This is a genomic window from Streptomyces sp. 5-10, assembly GCF_014712245.1.
GTDB lineage: Bacteria > Actinomycetota > Actinomycetes > Streptomycetales > Streptomycetaceae > Streptomyces > Streptomyces violaceusniger.
This window is the reverse complement of record NZ_JACVYG010000026.1, coordinates 16,874-39,321: the sequence shown is the minus strand read 5'-3', so window position 1 is coordinate 39,321 and position 22,448 is coordinate 16,874. Positions and strand designations below refer to the sequence as shown.

The 22,448-nt window shown below is 72.2% G+C and carries 24 protein-coding genes and 2 pseudogenes; 11 read left to right on the top strand and 15 right to left on the bottom strand.

The window, feature by feature from the left end:
* Positions 1 to 37 precede the first annotated feature (37 nt).
* Entirely contained in the window at positions 38 to 412 is a 375-nt protein-coding gene (locus IEJ02_RS48850) for a hypothetical protein (protein WP_223864448.1), read from the top strand.
* A 636-nt stretch (positions 413 to 1,048) separates the two neighbouring features.
* On the opposite strand, the gene IEJ02_RS26235 is transcribed toward IEJ02_RS48850, so the two are convergent.
* The 4 genes from IEJ02_RS26235 to IEJ02_RS26220 form a co-directional block, all read right to left on the bottom strand.
* Positions 1,049 to 1,954 carry an RNA polymerase sigma factor SigF gene (locus IEJ02_RS26235; protein ID WP_086886059.1) on the bottom strand — a complete coding sequence of 302 codons (906 nt, stop codon included), beginning with the start codon at positions 1,952 to 1,954 and terminating at the stop codon, positions 1,049 to 1,051.
* A gap of 17 nt (positions 1,955 to 1,971) precedes the next feature.
* Entirely contained in the window at positions 1,972 to 2,385 is a 414-nt protein-coding gene (locus tag IEJ02_RS26230; protein ID WP_014054819.1) for an ATP-binding protein, read from the bottom strand.
* A gap of 247 nt (positions 2,386 to 2,632) precedes the next feature.
* A complete protein-coding gene (locus tag IEJ02_RS26225; RefSeq protein WP_191067125.1) occupies positions 2,633 to 3,214 on the bottom strand; it encodes a GNAT family N-acetyltransferase in 582 nt (193 codons plus the stop codon).
* Between the two features lie 114 nt (positions 3,215 to 3,328).
* Complete coding sequence (locus tag IEJ02_RS26220) at positions 3,329 to 3,592, bottom strand: UBP-type zinc finger domain-containing protein (protein ID WP_191067124.1); 264 nt, start codon at positions 3,590 to 3,592, stop codon at positions 3,329 to 3,331.
* 75 nt (positions 3,593 to 3,667) lie between these two features.
* Here IEJ02_RS26220 and IEJ02_RS26215 point away from each other — a divergent pair, with 75 nt between their 5' ends.
* Entirely contained in the window at positions 3,668 to 5,278 is a 1,611-nt protein-coding gene (locus IEJ02_RS26215) for a Na+/H+ antiporter (protein WP_191067123.1), read from the top strand.
* Positions 5,279 to 5,571: 293 nt separating this feature from the next.
* Here the strand turns inward: IEJ02_RS26215 and IEJ02_RS26210 are convergent, their stop codons facing one another.
* Positions 5,572 to 6,162, bottom strand: a complete 591-nt coding sequence (locus IEJ02_RS26210; RefSeq protein ID WP_191067122.1) for an N-acetylmuramoyl-L-alanine amidase — start codon at positions 6,160 to 6,162, stop codon at positions 5,572 to 5,574.
* Positions 6,163 to 6,333: 171 nt separating this feature from the next.
* On the opposite strand from IEJ02_RS26210, the pseudogene IEJ02_RS26205 reads away from it, so the two are divergent.
* The 3 genes and pseudogenes from IEJ02_RS26205 to IEJ02_RS26195 all read left to right on the top strand — a co-directional run.
* Positions 6,334 to 7,269, top strand: a pseudogene (locus tag IEJ02_RS26205) (glutaminase); the annotation flags it as partial.
* 218 nt (positions 7,270 to 7,487) lie between these two features.
* Complete coding sequence (locus IEJ02_RS26200) at positions 7,488 to 7,712, top strand: hypothetical protein (protein ID WP_020868512.1); 225 nt, start codon at positions 7,488 to 7,490, stop codon at positions 7,710 to 7,712.
* Positions 7,709 to 8,440, top strand: coding sequence for a helix-turn-helix transcriptional regulator (locus IEJ02_RS26195; RefSeq protein WP_191067121.1), 732 nt, complete (start codon positions 7,709 to 7,711; stop codon positions 8,438 to 8,440). The genes IEJ02_RS26200 and IEJ02_RS26195 overlap by 4 nt, the downstream gene beginning before the upstream one ends.
* Here IEJ02_RS26195 and IEJ02_RS26190 read toward each other — a convergent pair.
* The 3 genes from IEJ02_RS26190 to IEJ02_RS26180 all read right to left on the bottom strand — a co-directional run bounded on the left by IEJ02_RS26190 (position 8,429) and on the right by IEJ02_RS26180 (position 10,868).
* Entirely contained in the window at positions 8,429 to 8,824 is a 396-nt protein-coding gene (locus IEJ02_RS26190; protein ID WP_191067120.1) for a VOC family protein, read from the bottom strand. The genes IEJ02_RS26195 and IEJ02_RS26190 overlap by 12 nt on opposite strands.
* 85 nt (positions 8,825 to 8,909) lie before the next feature.
* Positions 8,910 to 9,848 carry a beta-ketoacyl-ACP synthase III gene (locus tag IEJ02_RS26185; RefSeq protein WP_191067119.1) on the bottom strand — a complete coding sequence of 313 codons (939 nt, stop codon included), beginning with the start codon at positions 9,846 to 9,848 and terminating at the stop codon, positions 8,910 to 8,912.
* Between the two features lie 309 nt (positions 9,849 to 10,157).
* Positions 10,158 to 10,868: an HAD family acid phosphatase gene (locus tag IEJ02_RS26180; RefSeq protein WP_191067118.1), complete on the bottom strand. Its 711-nt coding sequence runs from the start codon at positions 10,866 to 10,868 to the stop codon at positions 10,158 to 10,160.
* A 205-nt stretch (positions 10,869 to 11,073) separates the two neighbouring features.
* On the opposite strand from IEJ02_RS26180, the gene IEJ02_RS26175 reads away from it, so the two are divergent.
* Both IEJ02_RS26175 and IEJ02_RS26170 read left to right on the top strand, forming a co-directional pair.
* The gene (locus tag IEJ02_RS26175) at positions 11,074 to 11,526 is read left to right on the top strand and encodes an STAS domain-containing protein (RefSeq protein WP_223864436.1); all 453 of its coding nucleotides are present in this window, start codon (positions 11,074 to 11,076) and stop codon (positions 11,524 to 11,526) included.
* Positions 11,527 to 11,754: 228 nt separating this feature from the next.
* Positions 11,755 to 12,405, top strand: coding sequence for an STAS domain-containing protein (locus tag IEJ02_RS26170; protein WP_191067117.1), 651 nt, complete (start codon positions 11,755 to 11,757; stop codon positions 12,403 to 12,405).
* A gap of 385 nt (positions 12,406 to 12,790) precedes the next feature.
* On the opposite strand, the gene IEJ02_RS26165 is transcribed toward IEJ02_RS26170, so the two are convergent.
* The gene (locus IEJ02_RS26165; RefSeq protein WP_191067116.1) at positions 12,791 to 13,009 is read right to left on the bottom strand and encodes a hypothetical protein; all 219 of its coding nucleotides are present in this window, start codon (positions 13,007 to 13,009) and stop codon (positions 12,791 to 12,793) included.
* Positions 13,010 to 13,251: 242 nt separating this feature from the next.
* Positions 13,252 to 13,917, bottom strand: a complete 666-nt coding sequence (snpA, locus tag IEJ02_RS26160; RefSeq protein WP_191067115.1) for a snapalysin — start codon at positions 13,915 to 13,917, stop codon at positions 13,252 to 13,254.
* Between the two features lie 306 nt (positions 13,918 to 14,223).
* On the opposite strand from snpA, the gene IEJ02_RS26155 reads away from it, so the two are divergent.
* Positions 14,224 to 15,369 (top strand): LysR family transcriptional regulator, encoded by a 1,146-nt coding sequence (locus IEJ02_RS26155; protein WP_191067182.1) that lies wholly within the window; start codon positions 14,224 to 14,226, stop codon positions 15,367 to 15,369.
* A 94-nt stretch (positions 15,370 to 15,463) separates the two neighbouring features.
* Positions 15,464 to 15,973 carry a pyridoxamine 5'-phosphate oxidase family protein gene (locus tag IEJ02_RS26150; RefSeq protein ID WP_191067114.1) on the top strand — a complete coding sequence of 170 codons (510 nt, stop codon included), beginning with the start codon at positions 15,464 to 15,466 and terminating at the stop codon, positions 15,971 to 15,973.
* A gap of 136 nt (positions 15,974 to 16,109) precedes the next feature.
* Here IEJ02_RS26150 and IEJ02_RS26145 read toward each other — a convergent pair whose 3' ends face one another.
* The 3 genes from IEJ02_RS26145 to sodN all read right to left on the bottom strand — a co-directional run bounded on the left by IEJ02_RS26145 (position 16,110) and on the right by sodN (position 19,397).
* Entirely contained in the window at positions 16,110 to 18,566 is a 2,457-nt protein-coding gene (locus IEJ02_RS26145; RefSeq protein ID WP_191067113.1) for a SpoIIE family protein phosphatase, read from the bottom strand.
* Between the two features lie 125 nt (positions 18,567 to 18,691).
* On the bottom strand, positions 18,692 to 18,835 hold the full coding sequence (locus tag IEJ02_RS26140; protein WP_191067112.1) for a hypothetical protein: 144 nt from the start codon (positions 18,833 to 18,835) through the stop codon (positions 18,692 to 18,694).
* A gap of 166 nt (positions 18,836 to 19,001) precedes the next feature.
* The gene (gene sodN, locus IEJ02_RS26135) at positions 19,002 to 19,397 is read right to left on the bottom strand and encodes a superoxide dismutase, Ni (RefSeq protein ID WP_037965025.1); all 396 of its coding nucleotides are present in this window, start codon (positions 19,395 to 19,397) and stop codon (positions 19,002 to 19,004) included.
* 160 nt (positions 19,398 to 19,557) lie between these two features.
* Here sodN and sodX point away from each other — a divergent pair.
* Positions 19,558 to 19,866: pseudogene (gene sodX, locus IEJ02_RS26130) on the top strand (nickel-type superoxide dismutase maturation protease); the annotation flags it as partial.
* 56 nt (positions 19,867 to 19,922) lie between these two features.
* Here the strand turns inward: sodX and IEJ02_RS26125 are convergent.
* A complete protein-coding gene (locus IEJ02_RS26125; RefSeq protein ID WP_275557560.1) occupies positions 19,923 to 20,585 on the bottom strand; it encodes a CGNR zinc finger domain-containing protein in 663 nt (220 codons plus the stop codon).
* A 117-nt stretch (positions 20,586 to 20,702) separates the two neighbouring features.
* Here IEJ02_RS26125 and IEJ02_RS26120 point away from each other — a divergent pair, with 117 nt between their 5' ends.
* Positions 20,703 to 21,491, top strand: coding sequence for a class I SAM-dependent methyltransferase (locus tag IEJ02_RS26120; RefSeq protein ID WP_191067110.1), 789 nt, complete (start codon positions 20,703 to 20,705; stop codon positions 21,489 to 21,491).
* A gap of 204 nt (positions 21,492 to 21,695) precedes the next feature.
* Here the strand turns inward: IEJ02_RS26120 and IEJ02_RS26115 are convergent, their stop codons facing one another.
* Entirely contained in the window at positions 21,696 to 22,448 is a 753-nt protein-coding gene (locus tag IEJ02_RS26115) for an amino acid ABC transporter ATP-binding protein (RefSeq protein WP_191067181.1), read from the bottom strand.

Sequence of the window (22,448 nt, the reverse complement as noted above, 5' to 3'; positions counted from 1 at the left end):
CGCCGACGCCGCGCCCACCGGGCCCCGCCCCGCCCGGCTGACCGTCGCCGCGGTGCTGGCCGCCGCGGAGGGCGTGGTGCTGCTGGGCTTCGGCGTCTACGTACTGATCATGGGACTGACCGGGAATCCGGAGAGCCCGCAGCAGGCGGAGATGCTCGGGGTCACCGTGCTCGCGCTGGCCCTGCTGCCGCTGCTGGCGGCCCGTGGGCTGTGGCTGCGGCGCCGCTGGAGCCGCGGCCCCGCGATGATCACCCAGCTGATGGCGCTTCCGGTGGCCTGGACGCTGCTGCAGAACGGCGGCGCGCTGATCGCCGCCGGCGCGGCCACCGCCGTCGCGGCCCTGGCCGTCCTGGCGCTGCTGATCAACCCGACGGCGACCGAGGCTCTGGGCATCGGCCCCCGCGACGCATAGCCGGTCTCCGCCTGCGGCGGGCTGTTCCCCTCCCCGCCCCTTCCCACAACTGGGGCTCCGCCCCAGACCCCGGACGAGGCTGCCCCTGGCCCCGGGCGAGGGTCCTTGCGCCTGCCCCGGACCGGGGCATCCGCCCCTACCTGCAGCGTCGGTATGCGGCTCCGCCGCGTGGTGGGGCTCCGGCCCAGGCTCCGGACGGATTGCCCTTGGCCTCGGGCGGGGGTTCTGTGCCCGACCGGGACCGGGGCTCGCCCCCGTCCCCGGATCGAGGCATCCGCCCCTTCCTGCAGCGTTGGTATGCGGCTTCGCCGCGTGGTGGGGCTTCGCCCCAGACTTCGGACGGGGTTGCCCCTGGCGCCGGACGGGGTATCCGCCCGGTCCCGCGGTGTCGGTATGCGGCTCTGCCGCGTGGTGGGGCTTCGCCCCAGGTCCTGGACGGGGCTGCCCCTGGCCCCGGGTGGGGGCTTCGCCCCAGGCCCCGGACCGGGGCATCCGCCTCTTCCCCGCAGTGTCGGTATGCGGCTTCGCCGCGTGGTGGGGCTCCGCCCCGATCCCGGGGTCCAGGGGCGGAGCCCCTGGTATCGGGAAGGGGCGGGGAGGGGAACAGCCCGACGGGCGAGCAGTGGTGCTCGCTCGCTACTCCTCGACCAGCAACTTGTCGCGCAGCTGCGCGAGCGTGCGGGCCAGCAGGCGGGAGACATGCATCTGGGAGATGCCGACCTCCTGCGCGATCTGCGACTGCGTCATATTGCCGAAGAAGCGCAGCAGCAGGATCTTCTTCTCGCGCGGCGGCAGATCCTCCAGCAGCGGCTTCAGCGACTCGCGGTACTCGACGCCCTCGAGCGCCTCGTCCTCCGCGCCGAGGGTGTCGGCGACCGCCGGGGACTCGTCGTCCGTGTCCGGGACGTCCAGGGACAGGGTGCTGTAGGCATTGGCGGACTCCAGCCCCTCCAGCACCTCCTCCTCGGAGATGGACAGATGCTGGGCCAGCTCATGGACGGTCGGGGCGCGGCCATGGCGCTGGGAGAGCTCCGCGGTGGCCGTGGTCAGCGACAGCCGCAGCTCCTGAAGCCGGCGCGGCACCCGCACCGCCCAGCCCTTGTCGCGGAAGTGGCGCTTGATCTCGCCCACGACCGTGGGTGTCGCATAGGTGGAGAACTCCACACCGCGGTCCGGATCGAACCGGTCCACGGACTTGATCAGCCCGATGGTGGCGACCTGGGTGAGGTCGTCCAGCGGCTCACCGCGGTTGCGGAAGCGCCGGGCCAGGTGCTCCACCAGCGGCAGATGCATACGCACGAGGTTGTTGCGCAGCTCGGCCCGCTCGGCGGAGCCCTCCGGCAGCCGTCGCAGCTCGGCGAACATCGCCCGCGCGCCGCTCCGGTCCTGCGGATCGTGCTGCTGATGCACCTGCTCGTGCTGATCCATGTGGTCCGCCCGCTCTGGTCGGTCTCCTGCCGCCTCCGAGTCCGCGGGATGCGGCCGGGCCGGCGGGTGCGGGATGGCCGGGGTACCCACTCCCCGCGATGATGCAGTGCTCACGGAGCCCCCTTGTTCCGTCACGGCTGTCCGGGGCCGGCGCCGCGCTCCTTGTACAGACTGATGCTGACCGTTCGGTCCTCGGCCACCGTCGAGTCCACCTTGCCCGCCAGTGCGGAGAGCACCGTCCAGGCGAAGGTGTCGCGCTCGGGGGCGCGACCGTCGGTGGTGGGAGCCGAGACGGTCACCTGGAGTGCGTCGTCGATCAAGCGGAAGACGCAGCTCAGCACGGAGCCGGACACGGCTTGCTGCAGCAGGATCGCGCACGCCTCGTCAACGGCGATACGCAGATCCTCGATTTCGTCGAGGGTGAAGTCCAAGCGGGCTGCGAGGCCGGCGGTGGCCGTCCGCAGCACCGACAGATAGGCACCCGCAGCGGGCAGCCGGACTTCCACGAAGTCCTGGGTCCCGGGCTCGCCTGCGATCTGGGACACCCTCACCTCCAAGGTGACACAAGCTGATTGAGCTGAGCTGATTGGAGCGTCGGCCCCGAACCCTTATGGTGGAGGGTGGTACGGACCGGCGCTGTATGTACTTTGGCTGCGACGCTATCGCGATCTGCGGTTCGGTGTCGCCCGGACGAAGCACGGCCCCCATCACGGGTGAACCCCGGCCCAGAAGGCCGCGATATCACTCATAGTAAGCACATGAGTACGCAGCGTGGCTAGAGGGTTTGCGGTCTCAATTCGAAAGAGATGTCGCCTCACTCAGGAAATCGCTGGTCACGGCGGTGCCCATGGCCTGAGCGGCCAGCGCTCGCAGCGGCTCTCCGGAGAGCCTGCGCACCGTCCATTCGTCCATCGCCTCCGCGCCGAGCGCGGCGTAGAAGCCGATCGCGGGCTCGTTCCAGTCGAGCACCGACCATTCGAAACGGGCATAGCCCCGCTCCACGCAGATCCGCGCCAGCTCGGCGAGCAGCGCCTTGCCGTGGCCGCCCCCGCGGGCCCGCGGGGTGACGTACAGGTCCTCCAGATACACGCCATGGGTGCCTGTCCAGGTGGAGAAGTTACGGAACCACAGGGCGAACCCCACCGGACCGGCGGACACCCCGGAGTCACCGGACTCCCCGGCGCCACCGGACTCCCCGGCGCCACCGGCCTCCTCGGCGATCAGCGCGAACACCGCGGGATGCGCCCCGAAGAGCGCCTCGCGCAGCTGCTCCTCGGTGGCCTTCGCCTCCTGCGGAGCCCGCTCGTAGTCCGCCAGCTCGCGGATCATCGCATGGATCGCCGGAACGTCGGACGGCTTCGCTGATCGGATCATGTGGTGAAGGCTAGCGGGCCGCACCGACAAACGCGGCAGCCGATCTCCGACATTGCGCGGAAAACGCCAAGACCAGGGCGTTCGCACAGCCGGGACTCCCCACACGCCGGCATCTCACAGCACGATGAGCTGATCCACGAAGCACCAGCGCCAGTCCTCGCCCTCCTCGAAGCTGCGCATCACCGGATGGCCGGTCTCCTCGAAGTGGCGGGTGGTGTGCTGGTACGGCGAGGAGTCGCAGCAGCCCACGTGACCGCACACCAGACACTTCCGCAGTTGGACGGGATGGCTGCCGACCGCCAGGCATTCGGGGCAGGTGTCGGACAGCGCCTCCGGTTCGGGATGCGGCAGTGCGGGAACATGCGGGCACTCGTTCATGATTGCCAGACTAAAACGCCGCGTGAGCGGAGCATGGACGACCGTCGGGACGGCCGACGGAGACAGGGCCGGACGATGGACGTATTGCCGTTGTTGATGCTGGTCGCGGGCAGCGCGGTGGTCGCGGGCGCGGCGCGCCGGACCCCGGTGCCCGCGCCGCTGCTGCTGGTCGCGGTCGGGCTCGTCGTCTCGTACGTGCCGGGGGTGCCGGACTACACGCTGGACCCGCACATCGTGCTGCCCCTGGTGCTGCCGCCGCTGCTGCACAGCGCCGCGCTGGACAGCTCGTACCTCGACCTGCGGGCCAATCTGCGGCCGATCGCGCTGCTCTCCGTCGGGTATGTGCTCTTCGCGACGGTCGCGGTCGGCGTGGTCGCCCATCTGCTGATCCCGCAGCTGCCGCTGACCGCCGCCCTCGTGCTGGGCGCGGTGGTCGCGCCGCCGGACGCCGTGGCCGCCACCGCCATCGCCCGCCGGATCGGGCTGCCCTCCCGGCTCACCACGCTCCTCCAGGGCGAGTCCCTGTTCAACGACGCGACCGCGATCACCGCCTACCGGGTGGCGGTGGCCGCGGCGGTGGGGGAGGGCGTCAGCTGGGCCGAGGGCCTGCGGGAGTTCGCCTTCGCGGCCATCGGCGGCGTCGTGGTCGGTCTGATCCTGATGGTGCCGCTGCACTGGCTGCGCACCCGGCTGCGGGACCCCCTACTGCAGAACACCCTCTCGCTGCTCATCCCCTTCGTCGCCTACGCCGTCGCCGAGCAGGTCCAGGCGTCGGGCGTGCTGGCCGTCGTGGTGGTCGGCCTCTACCTCGGACACCACTCCTGGCAGGTCGACTTCGCCACCCGGCTCCAGGAGGCGGCGGTCTGGCGCATGATCGACTTCGTGCTGGAGTCGGCGGTGTTCGCGCTGATCGGGCTGCAACTGCGGGTCGTGGTGGGTGGCCTGGGGGCGTACGGGGCGGGCCAGGCCGCCTGGTACGCGGCCATCGTCTTCCTGGCCGTGGTGGTCGCCCGCTACGTCTGGGTCTTCCCGTCGACGTTCGTGCCGCGCATGCTCTTCCCCGGGATCCGTGAGCGCGAGCCCGGCACCAACTGGACGGCGCCGGTCGTCGTCGGCTGGGCCGGGATGCGCGGGGTGGTCTCGCTGGCCATCGCGTTCTCGATCCCGGAGACCGTGCACGGCGGGGCCCCCTTCCCGGCCCGCAATCTGATCCTCTTCCTGACCTTCACCACCGTCATCGGGACCCTGGTGGTCCATGGGCTCACCCTGCCGTCCCTGATCCGGCTGCTCGGGCTGCCCGGCCGCGACCCCCACGCCGAGACCCTCGCCGAGGCCCAGGCGCAGAACACGGCGTCGCTGGCCGCCGAGCGCCGACTGGCGGAGCTGCTCGCCGATGAGCGCAACGCCCTGCCGTCGCCGCTCGCCGACCGGCTGCGCACGGTGCTGGAGCAGCGCCGCAACGCCGTGTGGGAGCGGCTGGGCGCGGTCAACGAGGTGACCGGCGAATCGGCGGACGACACCTATCGGCGGCTGGCCCGGGAGATGATCGAGGCCGAGCGGGCGGTGTTCGTGGACCTGCGGGACGCCCGGCGGATCGACGAGGAGATGCTGCGGTCGCTGCTGCGGCGGCTGGACCTGGAGGAGGCGGCGCTCTACCGGGAGGGGGCCACGGAGGACGGAGCCTGAGTGCTGGCCCCTTCGCGGCCGCCTGCCGTGCCGGTGCCCCTGCCCCTGCCCCTGCCCGTACCTGTGCCCGGACCGGCGCTAGGGGGTGTCCGGCGGATCGTGCCGCCTGCGGTGGGATGTTCCCCGCCCCGCCCCTTCCCTCAACTGGGGCTCCGCCCCAGACCCCGCTCCTCAAGCTCCCCCAGCTACCACTCGAAGGTGCCCCCTGGAGCGGCTGGAAGGCCGGGCTCCGCCCCAGGCCCCGGGGTCTGGGGCGGAGCCGCCGTGTGGCGGGCACTCCGTAGGTGAGCGTGTTACTTGAGCTGCTCGCGGATCCGGTCGCGCATCCAGGCCATGGTGAAGCCGCGCGGATCCACCTTGCCCGGCTGCCATTCGAGGTGGCCGATCACCGAGCGCTCGGTCCAGCCGTGGTGGCGGCACACGGCCGCCGCGGCCCGCGCGATCGCGTCCAGCTGGGCCTCGGGCCACGGGTCCGCGCCGTCGCCCAGGTTCTCGCATTCGAAGCCGTAGAAGGCGCGGTTCCCGTCGGTGTTCGCCTCGTTGTCCGACGGGAGCGCCTTCTCGGCGATCACCGCCCGCAGGACGTCGTCGTCGCCCAGCCCGGCGTGGTTGGCCCGGCCGTAGCCGACCAGATGGACGCCGCCGTCCTTGGCGATCACGCCGTGGCACAGCGGGCCCGGCAGCCCCTCGAAGCCGTCCCGGCAGATCGCCACGGTCTCCTCGGTGCCGGAGGTGACGGTGTGGTGGATCATCACCCCGTGCACCGGGCCCCACGGGCCCTTGTGGTTCCGGTTGTGGTGCCGCCAGTCGCCGACCTGCGTCACCCGTAAGCCCTCGTTCGTCAGCGCCGCCAGGAAGTCCCCCGCGGACATGGGTGTGGCCATGCCCCGCCTCCGTTCTGGTCCTGTGGCGGGCCCCGGTCGCGGCCCGCCTCGTTCACCCGCTTGCTTACCCGCAGCACACCCATAAACACATGGGGTGATGAATGGTGGGGGGCGCGTTATCGTGCGGACCGGTTCATCCGTACGACCTCGCAACAGGAGACGCACCGCACCATGGACTACCAGGCAGTGCTGGAGGAGGTCGCGGCCCATGTGAGGCCGCAGATCGGCCGGGGCCGGGTGGCCCAGGACATCCCGGCGCTCGCCTCGGTGGACGCGGACCGCTTCGGGATCGCCCTCGCCGACGTCGACGGCCGGGTCACCGGGGTCGGCGACTGGGAGCGGCCCTTCTCCATGCAGTCCATCTCCAAGGCGTTCAGCCTCGCGCTGGTCCTCGCCGACGACGGCGAGAAGCTGTGGCGGCGGGTCGGCCGGGAGCCCTCGGGCAACCCCTTCAACTCCCTGGTGCAGCTGGAGTACGAGCACGGCATCCCGCGGAATCCGTTCATCAACGCCGGGGTGCTTGTGGTGACCGACCGGCTGCACACCCTTACCGGCGACGCCAGCACCACCATGCTGGACTTCCTGCGCGCCGAGAGCGGCAATCCGGACCTCGCCTTCGACCAGGAGGTCGCCGCCTCCGAGACCGCCCATGGCGACCGTAATGCCGCCCTCGCCCACTTCATGGCCGGATACGGCAACCTCGACAACCCCGTGCCGACCGTCCTGGAGCACTACTTCTGGCAGTGCTCGATCGAGATGATCCCCCAGCTACCGCTGGGAGGTTCCCTCTGACGCGACCTCGCCCTGGCCGGCGGCTTCCTCGCCCGCCACGGGCTGCGCGCGGACGGCTCGCGGCTGCTGTCGCGCAGCGAGGCGAAGCGGGTCAACGCGGTCATGCTCACCTGCGGTACCTACGACGCGGCGGGCGACTTCGCCTACCGCGTCGGGCTGCCCGGCAAGAGCGGGGTCGGCGGCGGCATCGTCGCGGTGGTGCCCGGCCGCTGCACGCTGTGCGTCTGGAGCCCGGGTCTGGACGCCCGCGGCGACTCGGTGGCCGGGGTGGCGGCGCTGGACCACTTCACCACGCTGACCGGCTGGTCCGTCTTCGGGGGTGCCCGGCGGTCGCGCCGCCTGCGGCGGGGAGGGGAAAGCCTCGATATGCGGCTGTCGCGTGATCCGCCGGACGCCCCGCGCCGCGGGCGCATGGCTCCGGCGCGGACGCGCGGGCGAGTGGGCGCGCGGACGGCGCGTCGGTGGGGGTGGCGTGCGGCCTGGCGCGGCGGGAGCATGGAAGGGTAGTGGTGGTGAGCAGGAGGTGTACCGCCATGCAGCACGAGATGCGCGCCGAATACGAGGAGGGCAGCTCCGGGCGGGTCGCGGGGGCGCCGGTCAAGATCTGGCACATGGTCCGCGGGAACGGCACGACCGCGATGTGCGGGCGCGAGCTGGACCCGGACGCCGAGACCCAGGCCGCCGACCTGTGGGCCACGGGCGACGCGGGGCCCTTCTGCCACTCCTGCGGCGCGATGTATCTGCGCGAGGTCCCTTGAGCGCCTCGAGCGAGTACCGGGAGCGGAGGGCGCTGATCGGCCACGGCGCCGTGGTGTGGACCCGTACGGCCGGCACCGGGCCGCAGCGGGTGCTCCCGGACGGCTGCACGGATCTGATCTGGAGCGAGGCGGGACCGGGCCCGGACGGCGAGTTGCTGGTCGCCGGGCCGGACACCCGCGCGCACCTCGCCCCCGGCCCGCCGGGCACCCGGGCCGTGGGGCTGCGGTTCGCGCCCGGTACCGGGCCCGCCGTGCTGGGCGTACCGGCGCATGAACTCCGCGATCTGCGGGTGCCCTTGGCCGCGCTCTGGCCGGACGCGGAGGTCCGGCGGCTGGCCGAGCGGATCGCCGCCGGGCCGACGGCCGCGGGGCGCCTTCTGGAGGAGGCTGCCTTCAGTCGGCTGCGGACGGCGAAACCACCCGATCCGGTGCTCGCCGCCATCGTCGCGGGGGTCTCGCACGGGACGGGAGTGGCCGGGATCGCCGCCGCCGTGGGCCTGGGGGAGCGGCAGCTGCACCGCCGCTCCCTCGCCGCGTTCGGCTACGGACCCAAGACGCTGGGCCGGGTGCTCCGGCTGAACCGGGCCCTGGACCTGGCGCGCACCGGCCTCCCCTTCGCGGAGGTCGCGGCCACGGCGGGCTACGCCGACCAGGCCCATCTCGCCCGCGATGTCAGGGCGCTGACGGGGGTGCCCCTGGGGCGTCTGCTGCGGGGGTCAGGCGGGTAGCGGGGCGAAGAGGTCGACGCCGTTGCCGTCGGGGTCGAGCACCGTGGCGTAGCGCTGGCCCCAGGGCGCGTCCCACGGCTCCAGCTTGCCGCGCACCCCCGCCTCCACGAGCTCCTGGTAGGTCTTGTCCACGTCGGCCGGGCTGTCGCAGGCGAAGGCCAGCCCCACCTGGTGGGAGCCGTTCGGGGGCGTCCACTCCGGGTCGAAGGAGCGCACCGTCGAGACGGTGTCCCACATCAGCCGCGCCCCGCCGGGCAGGGCGGCCTCGGCATGGGGCTGGGTGTCGGCGTCGGCGGGGATGTCGAGGCCGAGGCGGCGGTAGAAGGCGAGGGAGGCGGCCATGTCGGCGACGACCAGGCCGATGGCGTCGAATCGTGCTGTCATACGGGCAGCGTAGGGAGCGCCCGGGCGGCCGGTCTTGAACGAATCGGACCTCGAGGCGGGATGGCGAGGGTCGCCAGGGGCACCCTCACGGGCAGTGGATGACCTGGCCCGCGTACGACAGATTGCCGCCGAAGCCGAAGAGCAGCACCGGGGCCCCGGAGGGCACCTCGCCGCGCTCGACCAGCTTGGAGAGGGCGAGCGGAATGCTGGCCGCCGAGGTGTTGCCGGACTCCACCACATCGCGGGCGATCACCGCGTTGACCGCGCCCAGCTTGCGGGCGACCGGCTCGATGATCCGCAGATTGGCCTGGTGCAGTACGACACCGGCCAGGTCCTCCGGGGAGAGCCCGGCCCGTTCGCACACCTCACGCGCGATCGGCGGCAGATGGGTGGTGGCCCAGCGGTAGACCGTCTGGCCCTCCTGCGCGAACCGGGGTGGCGTGCCCTCGATGCGGACCGCGCCGCCCATCTCCGGGACCGAACCCCACACCACCGGGCCGATGCCCGGCCGCTCGGCGGCCACCACCACGGCCGCGCCCGCGCCGTCGCCGGTCAGGACGCAGGTGGAGCGGTCGGTCCAGTCGGTGGCCGCGCTGAACTTCTCCGCGCCGATCACCAGGGCGGCGGTGGCCGCCCCGGCCCGGATGGTGTGGTCGGCGGTGGCGAGGGCGTGGGTGAAGCCCGCGCACACCACATTGAGGTCCATGGTGGCGGGGCGGGCCAGCCCGAGCCGGGCGGCGACCCGGGCCGCCATATTGGGGCTGCGGTCGATCGCCGTGCAGGTGGCGACGAGCACGAGGTCGATGTCGGAGGGGGCGAGCCCGCTGTGGGCCAGCGCCTTGGCGGCGGCGGCCGAGGCCATCTCGTCGACCGTCTCGTCGGCGCGGGCCAGATGGCGGGTGCGGATGCCCACCCGGCTGCGGATCCACTCGTCGCTGGTGTCGACCATGGCCGCGAGGTCGTCGTTGCCGAGCACCTTCGCGGGCTGGTAGTGGCCGAGCGCCAGTACGTGCGAGCCGGTCATCGGTCATCCCCTTCGCGCCAGTGTCGACGTATCCGCGCAATTTTGCGGAGATCTCGACGGACAGTCTGCGGTGTGTCCAGTCTTGAGCGGAGCAGACGTGCCGTGCGCTCGGGTTACTCACCAATCTTGGGCGCCAAGATCTGGAGTTCCCGGCCTTTCCCCGGCGGGTGCCGGGGGTCGTGGCGGAGGGGGATGACCTCTGGCCGTGGCTCAGGAGAGCCGACTCAGCCGACACAGGAGAGCCGACTCGGGGCAGTCGGTCAGAGCCGACTCGGGGCGGTCGGTCAGAGCCGACTCAGGGCGGTCGGTTCAGGACAGCTGGCCGTCGTAGTCCGGGAGCTTGAAGGACTTCTCGGCGTGGCCACCGGTGAGGTCGGTGGGGCTGTTGCCGATGTTGGCGATGATTGTGTAGCCGTTCTTCTCGATCTCCGCCCGCTTGGCGGTCTTGTACTCCGCCACGTCCTGGAAGAGGTCCGGCAGATGGCGTACGTACAGACCGGCGACCGAGTAGCCGACCTTCTCCAGGTTGTACTCGGTCGGCAGGTAGATGATGCCGGGGCGCGCGGTGACGAAGAAGATGGCCACACCGCGGTCGTGGGCGTACTGGGCGAGCTTCAGGACCGGCTCGACGGCGGGCTGGGGGTAGCTGAAGCCGAAGTCCGTCTCCAGCGAGGTGTTGTCGATGTCCAGGACGATGGCCCGCTTCTCGCCCGAGGGGTCGGCGGTGCGCTCCTCGATGTACGGGCGGGCCTGCTCGTCGATGATGGCGCGAACGTCACGCTGCCAGGTCTCGTAGTCGACCTCCTCGGCGGCGGTGGCGCTCGACGGCGCGGCCGTGGCCGCCGTGGCGGCCGTGGCGGCCGTGGCCGCCGTGGTGGCGGTGGGGCCGGTGGTGCCGGGCGTGGCGGCGGTCGCCGTGGTGGCCGTTCCGCCGATGCCGATGGCGAGGGCGACGACCACTGTCGTCATGCCCGCCGTCGTCATGCCGAGCCGCCGTGATCGCACGCGTCCTGCTGTCATCGGTCACTTCCTTCGCGTCGAGGCGATTGCCGGGTGGCATGTTCACGGCTGACGGTGGACATGAGAAGGCCTCTGCTTTACCGGCGAGTAACGGTTCGCGGCCGAGGGGCCTTAATAGGCCAACGACACGTGCCGGGACCTTCGTTGACTGGTCAGCTGGTAGATGGGTATGTCATCTACTGAAGGGCCGGCCTGGACCCCGGCGATGACCGGCGTGGCCGCGGGCTCCGGTGTCGCGCGCCTCCACCAGGTCAAGGAGGCTTGCATGTTCGATGATCGGCCCGCCTTCGGCGTCCGAGTCCATGCGCTCGGCGGTGTCACCGTCGCCGAGATCGCGGGAGAGCTGGACATCTTCGCCGTGGGGCGGATCGTGGCTCGGCTCGATTCCCTCGTTCAGGCGCGGTGCCCGGATCTGATCCTGGACCTACGACCGGTCACATTCCTCGACTGCGCCGGATTGTCGTTACTGTGCCGGTTGCGCAATCGCGTGCTGGAGCGGGACGGGCGGCTTCGGCTCGTGATCAGCGATCCGCGCTTTCTGCGGCTGCTGCGCATGGTTCGGCTGGACGATGCCTTCGAGGTACTGGAAGATCTGACTCCGGCGATCGCGGGCGCGGCGGGTCCGGGGGCGGGAGGGGGCGGTGACGCCTTCGCTTAGGCTGCATCTGACCAAGTGTCAATAGTAAGAACCGAAATTCACTCGGACGAGCGGTCTTTACCGGCGGAATGCTGCGTCCCTCCCTCTGTAACCGGGGGTCACCCCCTTACGCTCGCGGGACGTCGCCTGAGGACCCGGCGGATTCCGCACCCGATGCCCGACCCTGCCCGCTTCCGGGACCTGACGAAGGTGAGAGGGGGCAGTGTGCCGTTCCGAGGGGATATCGCGATGACGCAGCAAGGCGCTCCCCGTGATGCGCCGGTGCCGCTGGATCGCGGTGCCCGGGGCGCCGCGGGGGAGCCCGCGGGCCCAGGTCCGGTCGACCGGATCCGGACCTCCGACGGGGATCCCGCTGCCACTCAGGACGGCGTCGGCGGGGAGGTGGCCGCCGGGGGCGCCTCCGCCGGGGATGTCGGCGTCGGGGGCGCCACCGTCCGGGATGCCGCCGCTGGGGACGCCATCGCTGGGGGCACCATCGCCGGGGACGCCATCGCCGGGGATGCCGCCGTCGGGGACACCACCGTCGTGGATGCCGCCGCTCCTCGGGTCCGCACGCACCGGGTCGGCGGGTACACCGTCGTGGAGCTCCACGGGGAGATCGACATCGCCGGGGTGGGCAGTGTGGGACCGGCGCTGGACGCGGCCACGGCCGGGGACGGGCCCGCGGTGATCGTGGACTTACGCCCGACCGCCTTCTTCGACTGCTCGGGGCTGGGGCTGCTGTGCCGGGCCCATCGGCGTGTGCGAGAGCGGGGCGGGCGGATGCGGCTGGTCTGCGACGACGCCTTGATCCTCCGCACTCTGCGGGCGGGGAGGATGCTGGATGTGCTCCGGCCGGTGGCCACGCTGGATGAGGCGCTGCGTGCGGAGGAGGACTAGGGGGGCGACGGGGCGTGGCGCCTGCGGCGGGCTTTTCCCCTCCCCGCCCCTTCCCGAAACCGGGGCTCCGCCCCGGGCCCCGGATCGGGGCTTCGCCCCAGCCCCCGGATCGGGGTTCTGCCCCGGGCGCCGGATGGGGGCTTTGCCCCGGGCGCCGGATGGGGGTTCTGTCTCGGGCGCCGGATCGGGGCTTTGCCCCAGCCCCCCGGATCGGGGCTCCGCCCCAGCCCCCGGATGGGGGTTCTGCCCCGGGCCCCGGATGGGGCTTCGCCTCAGACCCCGGGGTGGGGCTTCGCCCCTTCTCGGGGCATGGGTGTGGCTCAGCCGCGTGGTCCGCCGGACGCCCTGCGGGGGACGCTTGCGCGTGGCGGGGTTGCGGGTGGGCTCAGAGTCGGCGGTCTTGCGGTGGGGGAGGGGTCACTCGGTGGCCCCGGTGTTGCCGGCCGCGGCCCCAGGCGCGGTGGCGGGGCCGCCCGCCGCCCGGGAGGGTCTCGTGGCTCTCGGGGGACATGCGGTTGCCGTTCTGGACATTGGTCCGGTGGATCAGCAGGGCGCCCACGGCGATCAGCGCGAGGATGACGACCACGGTGATCAGGGTCTCCACGGTGCTCACTCCCTGGGGCCGGGGCCCACAGCTGGAGCGAATCCGGCCGGTTTGTGCGAAATGCTCCTGGTGTCTATACGGTACCTCCGGCCGGGGGCGGCGTCCCCGCCCGCATACGCCGATATCGCATCCGCGTCCGCACACGCCGAGCGCCCGCACCCGGCGTCGGGAACCGGGTGCGGGCGGTCAGGCCCTGATCCAGCGGATCAGTGGGTTCGGCGAGCTCCGTGGGCTCAGTGCGCTCAGTGGCTCTTGGTCAGCTGCTTCTCGAGCTTGGCCAGGCCATTGGCCCAGAGCTGGTTGACGCGGTTGATCTCGGCCTGGTTCGGCTGCGAGTTGGTGCAGGACGTGCCGGGGCCGCCGCCGGACATCAGCTCGCTGCACGGACCCGAGTAGTGGTCCGGAAGGCCCAGCACATGGCCGGTCTCGTGGGCCGTGACCCGGGTCGAGTCGTACTGCTGGTTCTGGGCGTAGTCCAGGAAGACATAGCCGCTGCCGTGGCCGTCCGTGCTCGCGTACGAGCCCCTGGCGTCGTTGCCCTCGCGGTAGGTGAAGTCGGGGTTGCTCCCCTCCTGCAGCTTCACGTTGCTCACCGCGGAGTTCCAGATCTGGGTGGAGCGGGCTATCTGCGTGCGGAAGGTCGGGGCTGAGCTCGCGCTGTACGTCACGGTGACGGCCGCCGTCGCGCTGCGCGACTTCGCCTGCTTCTCCAGCGCCGACTTCATGACGGCCTTGATGAAGGCGTCGGTGTCGGCCCGTTCCTCGCCGCTCGCCGTGTAGGCGGCGGCCGCGGCGCCGCGCTGGGCCGTGGAGTGGTCGGGCGTGGCCGCGGACGCGGGCATGGCGGACAGGGACACCGCCAGGCCGAGGCCGATGGTCGCGGACAGCGCCAGCTTGGGGAGTGACATGGTGGGGGGCTCCTCATCGTCCTCGGGCCCCGGTCGCCGTGTGGGGTGGCGGCCGGGGCCGTGGGATGAACTCTTGGCTGACGCAGAGTCTTGAGGAGAACCGGCCGTACGCGGAGATATCAACTGGTGATAGGACGAGGGCATATCCCCCACCCGGGCTCTCGGAAACCGTCCGGTGACCGGCGTTTGGCGCCCCGTTGACCGCTGTTTGACCACCGATTGATCGATTCCGGTACGGGTTGGCGTGGTTTCAGAGTCTGGTGTGACGGACAAGTGCGCAGTTATGCTCCCGCCGTGGAGCTCGAGGTGAGGCACCTCCGTGCACTGTGCGCCATAGCCGACACCGGCAGCCTACGGAAGGCTGCGCGTCAACTGGGCATGACCCAGCCGTCCTTGACGACCCAGCTCCGGCGGATCGAGAACACCATCGGCGGCCGGCTGTTCTCGCGCGAGGTCACCGGCAGTCGGCCGACCCCGCTGGGGCGGTCCGTGCTGTGCCGCGCCCGGCCGATCGTGGAGGAGATGAACGCCCTCGTCAGCGAGGTCCGGCTGGAGGCGGAGCAGGCCGCCGACGCCCGGCTGCGCATCGGCAGCACGGGCAGCCGGGCCGTGGTCGGCTGGCTGCGCAGGCTCCGGGCCCGCTACCCCGACGCGGACACCACCATCCACATCGACGTCTCCGCCAACGCGCTGCTGCAGATGGTCGCCGCCAACCAGCTGGACGTCGCCTTCGTCCACGAGGTCGAGGGCGCGCCGCTGCGGGTGCCCGAGGGCGTGGAGCGCCGGGTGCTCGTGGAGCGGGAGCCGCAGTTCGTGGCGCTGGCCGAAACCCATCCGGCCGCCGCCCGGCCCGTGGTGCGGCTCGCCGAACTCGCCGCCGACCAGTGGATGGTGGACCCCAGCGTGGACGGCGAGGGGCCCGGGCTGCGCCGGGTACTGGCCGCCGCGGGGCTCAATCCGAGGGTGGTCTACGGGGACTATCTGACCGCCGCCGACCTGGTCGCCTCGGGCGAGGTGGTCACCCCCTGCCAGCCCACCGCGCGGTCCCGCCAGGGCGTGGCCGTCCGCCCGCTGCACGGGGATCCGCTGACGGTCCGGCTGTTCCTGGCCTCACGGGCGCTCCCGGCGGCCCGTACCGGCGCCGACGCATCCGCCCCGGACGCGGCAGTCGGTCTCCCGGCGGCCCGTACCGACGTCCCCGAATCCGCCCCGGACGTGGCGGCCCGTACCGGCGCCGACCAACCCGCCCCCGACACGGCGGCCGGTGCGCTCCTCGACGTGGACGCCCTCTTCGGCGACCTGGCGGACGCGTACTTCGAGATCGCCTGGGGGAGCGCCGCGTACCGCCAGTGGCTGGTCCGCAACGAGAGCCCGCTGCTGCGCTTCCAGGAGCCCCCGACCCGCGAGGAGCTGGACATCCTGGGGCTCGCCGGGCCCGCCGAGGTCTCGTAACCCCGATGGCGGGCGAGCGATGACTTTCGCTCCGCCGGGCGGTCCGAGCACACGGGACCGCACCGGACCGCCACGCCATGCGAGGAGCGAGCAGATGATCACCGAGCACGAACCGCAGACCGCGCTGGACACCCGCTTCAGCAGCCCGGACGCCACCGCCACCGCCTGGCCGGAGGGGCGTGAGCGGCTGGCGGCCGCGGAGCTCTACTGGCTGTCCACGGTCCGCCGGGACGGCCGCCCCCATGTCACCCCGCTCATCGCCGTCTGGCTCGACGGCGCGCTCTGCTTCTGCACCGGCCCCACCGAGCAGAAGGCCCGGAATCTCGCGCACGATCCGCGCTGCGTCCTCACCACGGGTGCGGGCGTGCTGCGCGAGGGTCTCGACCTGGTGGTCGAGGGCACGGCCGAGCCGGTGCGGGACGACGCCACGCTGCGGCGGATCGCCGCGGCGTACGTGGAGAAGTACGGCGAGGAGTGGACCTTCCAGGTGCGCGACGGCGCCTTCCACCACGAGAGCCATGAGGCCCTGGTCTACCGGGTCGCCCCGGCCACGGCGTTCGGCTTCCGCAAGGGCGAGTACGGCCAGACGCGCTGGCGCTTCTGACGCCCACGGTGGCCCCGGGCCGTCCCTGTTCCCAGGCCGTTCACGGCCCCGGGGCGTTCACGGCCTCGGGCCGTTCAGAGCCTCGGGCCGCTCATGGCCCCGGCCGTTCTTGACGCCCACGGAGGCCCCCGGCCGTTCAGTCCACCGAGACCAGATCCGGCAGCCCGCCGGGCAGCCCCACCGGCAGCGTCTGCTCCGACCAGATCGTCTTGCCGTCGGCGGTCTGGCGGCTTCCCCAGCGCTGGCTGAGCCGCGCGACCAGCAGCAGCCCGCGGCCGCCCTCGTCGAAGGTGCGGGCGCGGCGCATGTGCGGGGCGGTGCTGGAGGAGTCGGTGACCTCGCAGATCAGCGAGTGGTCGTGGATCAGCCGCAGCTGGATGGGCGGGACAGCGTGGCGGATGGCGTTGGTGACCAGCTCGCTGACGACCAGCTCGGTGGTGAAGACGGCCTCGTCGAGCCCCCATTCGGTCAGCCGTTCCGTCACGTTCCGGCGGGACCGCGCCACCCACGCCGGGTCGGCGGGCACGTCCCAGGTGGCCACGTGCGCCGCGTCCAGGGTGCGGATGCGGGCGAGCAGCAGCGCGACGTCGTCCAGCACGCCCTCGCCGGGGAGGAGCGTCCGCAGTACGGCGTCGCAGGTGCCGCCCAGGGAGCCGCAGGGGTGGGCCAGCGCGTCGGCCAGCAGCAGACGCCCCTCGTCCACATCGCGCTCCCATTCGCCCATCAGCCCGTTGGTGTAGAGGGCGAGCACGGCGTCCTCGGGCAGCTCGGTCTCCATCGCCTCGAAGGGCAGCCCGCCGACTCCCAGCGGCGGTCCGGGCGGCACCGGCAGGAACTCCACGGAGCCGTCCGGCCTGGCCAGCGCCGGGGCCGGGTGCCCGGCCGCGGCCAGCGAGCAGCGGTGCGAGACCGGGTCGTAGACCGCGTACAGACAGGTGGCCCCCACATCGCCGGTGGCCTCCTCGGCCCCGGTCTCCGCGGCCAGGTGGATCACCAGGTCGTCGAGGTGGGTGAGCAGTTCGTCCGGCGGCAGATCGACGTCGGCGAGGGTACGGACCGCCGTCCGCAGCCGGCCCATGGTGGCCGACGCCTGGATGCCGTGGCCGACCACATCGCCCACGACCAGCGCGACCCGCGCCCCGGAGAGCGGGATGACGTCGAACCAGTCCCCGCCCGCCCCCGCGTACGGGCCCGCGGGCAGATAGCGGGAGGCGACCTCGACGGCCGGCGGCTGGGGGAGGGTCCGCGGCAGCAGGCTGCGCTGCAGGGCCAGGGCGGTGTTGCGCTCCCGGGTGAAGCGGCGGGCGTTGTCCACGCAGACGGCGGCCCGGGTGGTGATCTCCTCGGCCAGCACCACATCGTCCTGGGTGAACGCCTCGGGGGTGCGGTGGCGGGCGAACACGGCCACCCCGAGCGTCGTCCCCCGCGCCCGGATCGGCACCGACATGATCGAGTGGACGCCGAACCGCCGGATCGTCCGGGCGCGCTCGGGCTTCACCGCACCCCACTCGGCGATCGAGGGGTCGGTGGACGCGTGGATGATGGGACGTCCCGCCACCAGGCATTCGGCCATCGGCGAGGCCTTCGGGTAGGTGTCCACCCGTCCCACCGGCACCACGGACTCGGGGCAGCCCTCGTAGAGGGACTGCCGGGCGGCGCGGCGCAGCACGACCGGGTCGGTGAGCGGCCCGGACGGCAGCTCCTCCTCCTGGGTCAGCCGGTCCAGCAGGTCGATGCTGGTGTAGTCGGCCAGCCGCGGTACGCAGACGTCGGCGAGCTCCTGCGCGGTGTGGTCGATGTCGAGGGTGGAGCCGATCCGTTCGCTGGCCGCGCTCAGCAGCAGCAGCCGCTGGCGGGCCAGATACTGATCGGTGATGTCGTGCGCCGCCATGCAGACCGCGTACACCCGCCCGTCCCTCGCCCGCAGCGGGGCGAACCGGGCCGACCAGGCCTGCTCCTTGGCCTCGTCGCCTCCGGTGCGCAGATACGTCTCCACCTCGCGCGGCTCGCCGGTGGCCAGCACCTCGCGCATGGCCGCTTCGAGCTGTTCGCTCTGGAGCTTGCCCTTGATCTCCGACAGCCGCAGACCGCGGATCTCCGCCTCGGGGAGGCCGGTGACGCGGGCCATCTCGGCGTTCACCTTGCGCAGCCGCATATCGGCGTCGTAGATCGCCATCGGGCAGGGCGACTGGGCGTAGGCCCATCGCGTCAGCGCGTCGTTCCACGACTCCGGGGGCTGCTCCGCCCGGGGTGCCGCGGTCACCAGCAGCCAGTCGCCCTCCGGCCGTCTGCGGTGCGCCAGCAGCGGTACGGGCACCTCGCGGCCGTCCCGGTGGCGCAGCGCCACGGTCCCGTGCCACCGGGTCAGCCGGGTGCGGGCATCGCGGACCTCGGCGTCCGTCGCGCGGCGCGGATCGGCCAGCAGCTCGGCGGCGGGCCGCCCCACCACATCGGGGGACGGATGCCCGAGCAGTCGACGGGCGCCCTCGTTCCAGCTGGTCAGCGTCCCATCATCGCTGACGGTGGCACGTGCGGTATCCGTCTCGTCGAAGCCGCCCCACTCCCGCGCGGAGCCGCTGTCGTGGCGCTTCATCTCGCCATCCCTCCGGGGACGGCACCGGGTCCGTCCACCAGGGCTCCCTTCCAGCCTCGTCCACTCCGGTCCGGGCATCAACCACGGCCCGGAGCCCGGAGCTGGCGCCCCGGGGAGCGCGCGGGTCAGACCGCCGCCGGGGTCATCGACGGGGCGGTCACCTCGACGCCCGTGACCTCGGAGAACACCGCGGCGACCCGGGTCATGGCCATGTGGTCGCCCGCCAGCACCACCCCGACCCCGCCACCGAGGCCACCCGACTGCTGCACCTGACCGTGACGGGCATCAGCCCGCGGGGGTGAAGGACCGGGCGTCAACCCCGGAATCCGGCAGGGATGTTCAGGGCGAACTGCCAAGGTTCACGAAAAAGAAGACCGCACCCGGGCCACTCGGGGCGGCTCGGGTGCGGTCTGGTGGTGCTGGGGAAGAGCGGGGTCAGCCCTTCTTGGTCTCCCAGAAGATCTTGTCGATCTGGGCGATGTAGTCCAGGGCCTTCTGCCCCGTGGCCGGGTCGGTCGAGCCCTTGGCCGCGCTCAGGGCCTTGAGGGTGTCGTTGACCAGCTGGTGCAGCTCGGGGTACTTCTCGAAGTGCGGGGGCTTGAAGTAGTCGCTCCACAGCACCGAGACGTGGTGCTTGGCGAGCTCCGCGCGCTCCTCCTTGATGGTGGTGGCACGGGCGCGGAAGTGCGGGTCCTCGTTGGCCTGGTACTTCTCCTGGATGGCCTTGACGGACTCGGCTTCGATACGGGCCTGGGCCGGGTCGTACACACCACAGGGCAGGTCGCAGTGGGCACTGACCTGAACCTTGGGGGCGAACAGGCGGGAGAGCATAGAGCTGTCCTTCCATTCGTGATCGTCTTCTCAGGTGCGAGATTACTCCGTGCGGGAAGCCTTTTCTCGGGTGCCCCGGGGGGCTTAGGTCAAAAGTCCGGTGCGAGGCTGGGATGCCTGGGATCGTGAGGGGTGCAGGGTGAGGACCGGAGGTGCCGTGATGCGGGAGCAGCTGGGCGATCGCGGGCAGGAGTCGGACCGCGACCAGCGCGGACTGCTGCGGATCGGGCTCGCGGAGGTGTACAACCCGTCGATGCGGCCGACGCTGTACCCCGGCGACCAGTTGGTGGTGCGCTACGGTGCGCCCGTGCGGCCGGGGGACGTGGTGGTTCTGCGCCATCCGTTCCGGCAGGACCTGCTGATCGTCAAGCGCGCGGTGGAGCGGCGCGAGGGCGGCTGGTGGGTCAAGGGCGACAACCCGTTCGTGGAGAACGACAGCCGGGAGTTCGGCGTCGTGCCGGACGAGCTGGTGGTGGCCCGGGCCTGGGTGCGGCTGCGGCCGCTGCGGAGCGCCGGGCGCGGGGGTCAGCGGTCGATGGCCGGGCTGGTCTCCTGGGCGGTGTCCGCCGTACGGCCCGTGGGCTCGCGGTCCTGGCGGCGGCTGCGCTCGGGGCCGGCCGTCCGCTCGGCGTCCAGGCGTTTGCGGGCGCGGTAGGCGGCCACGTTGGCGCGGGTGGCGCAGCGGTCGGAGCAGTAGCGCCGGGATCGATTTGTCGATGTGTCGAGATAGGCGTTGCGGCAGGGTGACGCCTCACAGATGCCCAGCCGGTCGGCGCCCAGTTCGGTGAGGTGGAAGGCCAGCCCCATCGAGGCGGTCGCGGCGTAGCCCGCGCCCGCGTTGGCGGCGTAGTCCGCGATGTGCATGTGCCAGTTGGGGCGGCCGTCCTCGTCGCGGGTCTCGTGGCCGGAGATCTGCGGGCTCACCGGGAACTCGATGAGCAGCGCGTTCAGCAGGTCCACCGCCAGCACCTCGTCGCCGCCCGCCGCCGCCTCGAAGACCGCGCGCAGCCGGGCCCTGACCGACCTCAGCCGGGTGACATCGGCGTCGGTCGTCCGCCGGGTCGCCTGCTGGCTCTCCCCGAAGAGCGCCCGTACGGCCTCCACCGAGGTCAGGGTGTCGGTGCCGCGGTTCGGCTCCTCGCTGTTGACCAGGCGCACGGCGAGATCCGAGTAATAAGCCAGTTCCACTTGTGGTCCTTACGACGGCGGTCTAGGGTCACATCAGGTCAGGTAAGAGGCGTTCTGCCTACGAGGGTATTACGGGTGGCTGCGCCGAGACGATGACGCATGGCTTGGAGGGGCTCGATGACGGACACCGTCGCCGTGGCGGACTGGCAGGCGTGGCAGCGGAGCTGGGACCGGCAGCAGGAGTGGTACCTCCCCGATCGTGAGGAACGGTTCCGGGTGATGCTCGACGCGGTCGAGGCCGTCGTCGGCCCGGAGCCCCGGATCCTCGACCTGGCGTGTGGCACGGGCAGTATCTCGGACCGGGCGCTGCGCCGGTTCCCGGGCGCCACCAGCACCGGTGTCGACCTCGATCCCGCGCTGCTGACGATCGCCCGCGGCCACTTCGCGGCCGAGCCGCGCGCCGCGTTCGTGACCGCCGATCTGCGCGACCCCGGCTGGACCGAGCGGCTGCCGCACCGTACGTACGACGCCGTCCTGACCGCCACGGCGCTCCACTGGCTGGGCTCGGACGAGCTGCGGGCGCTGTACGGGCGGATCGCGGGCGTGGTGCGCGAGGGCGGGGTGTTCCTCAACGCCGACCACATGCCCGATCCGACCACGCCCCGGCTCAACGCGGCCGACCGCGCGTTCCAGGAGGCGCGGCGGGCGCGGGCCAAGGCCGAGGGCACCCAGGACTGGGTCGACTGGTGGCAGACCGCCGCGCGGGACGAGGCGCTGGCGGGGCCGGTCGCCGAGCGGTTCACGATCTTCGGCAATCCGGCCGACGGGCCGGACCACGCGAACGGTGTGGCCGAGGCGTTCCAGCCGGTCACCTGGCATGTGGACACGCTGCGCGCGGCGGGCTTCGGGGAGGCACGGGCCGTCTGGTGTTCGCCCTCGGACGCGATGGTGCTCGGGCTGAAGTGACCCGGGGCGGAGTGCGCGGGGGCGGTACGGCCGTCGGCCCGTACCGCCCCCGCGCATGTGCCGCGCCTCGGACCGGCGGAAGTCGGCTGCGGTTCGGTGGCGCCCCGGGGCTGTGTCGGTGTGCGGCTCCGCCGCGCGGGCGCGACTGGCCACGACGGTGTCGCGGACGACCGATGGCAGGTCAGGGCACTTCCAGCGGAGCGCCTACAGCACCTTGGACAGGAACGACTTCGTCCGCTCGTGCCGCGGATTGGTCAGCACCTCCCGCGGGTGTCCGGACTCCACCACCACGCCGTCGTCCATGAAGACGACCGAGTCCCCGACCTCGCGCGCGAAGCCCATCTCATGCGTCACGACGATCATCGTCATGCCGTCCTCCGCGAGCCCGCGCATCACATCGAGCACATCGCCGACCAGCTCCGGGTCGAGCGCCGAGGTGGGCTCGTCGAAGAGCATCAGCTTCGGCTCCATCGCCAGCGCCCGCGCGATCGCCACGCGCTGCTGCTGGCCGCCGGAGAGCTGGGAGGGGTAGTTGCCCGCCTTGTCGGCGAGGCCCACCCGGTCCAGCAGCTTCAGCGCGCGCTCCCGCGCCACCGCCTTGGCCTCCCGCTTGACCTGGACCGGCGCCTCGATCACGTTCTCCAGCGCGGTCATGTGCGGGAAGAGGTTGAAGCGCTGGAAGACCATGCCGATGTCGCGCCGCTTCTCGGCGACCTCGCGGTCCTTGAGCTCGTAGAGCTTGTCGCCCTTCTGGCGGTAGCCGACCAGATCGCCGTCCACGTACAGCCGCCCGGAATTGATCTTCTCCAGGTGGTTGATGCAGCGCAGGAAGGTGGACTTGCCGGAGCCGGACGGGCCGATCAGGCAGAACACCTCGCGCGGGGCGACCTCGAGGTCGATGCCCTTGAGGACCTGAACCGGGCCGAAGGACTTGTGGACGCCCTCGGCCTTCACCAT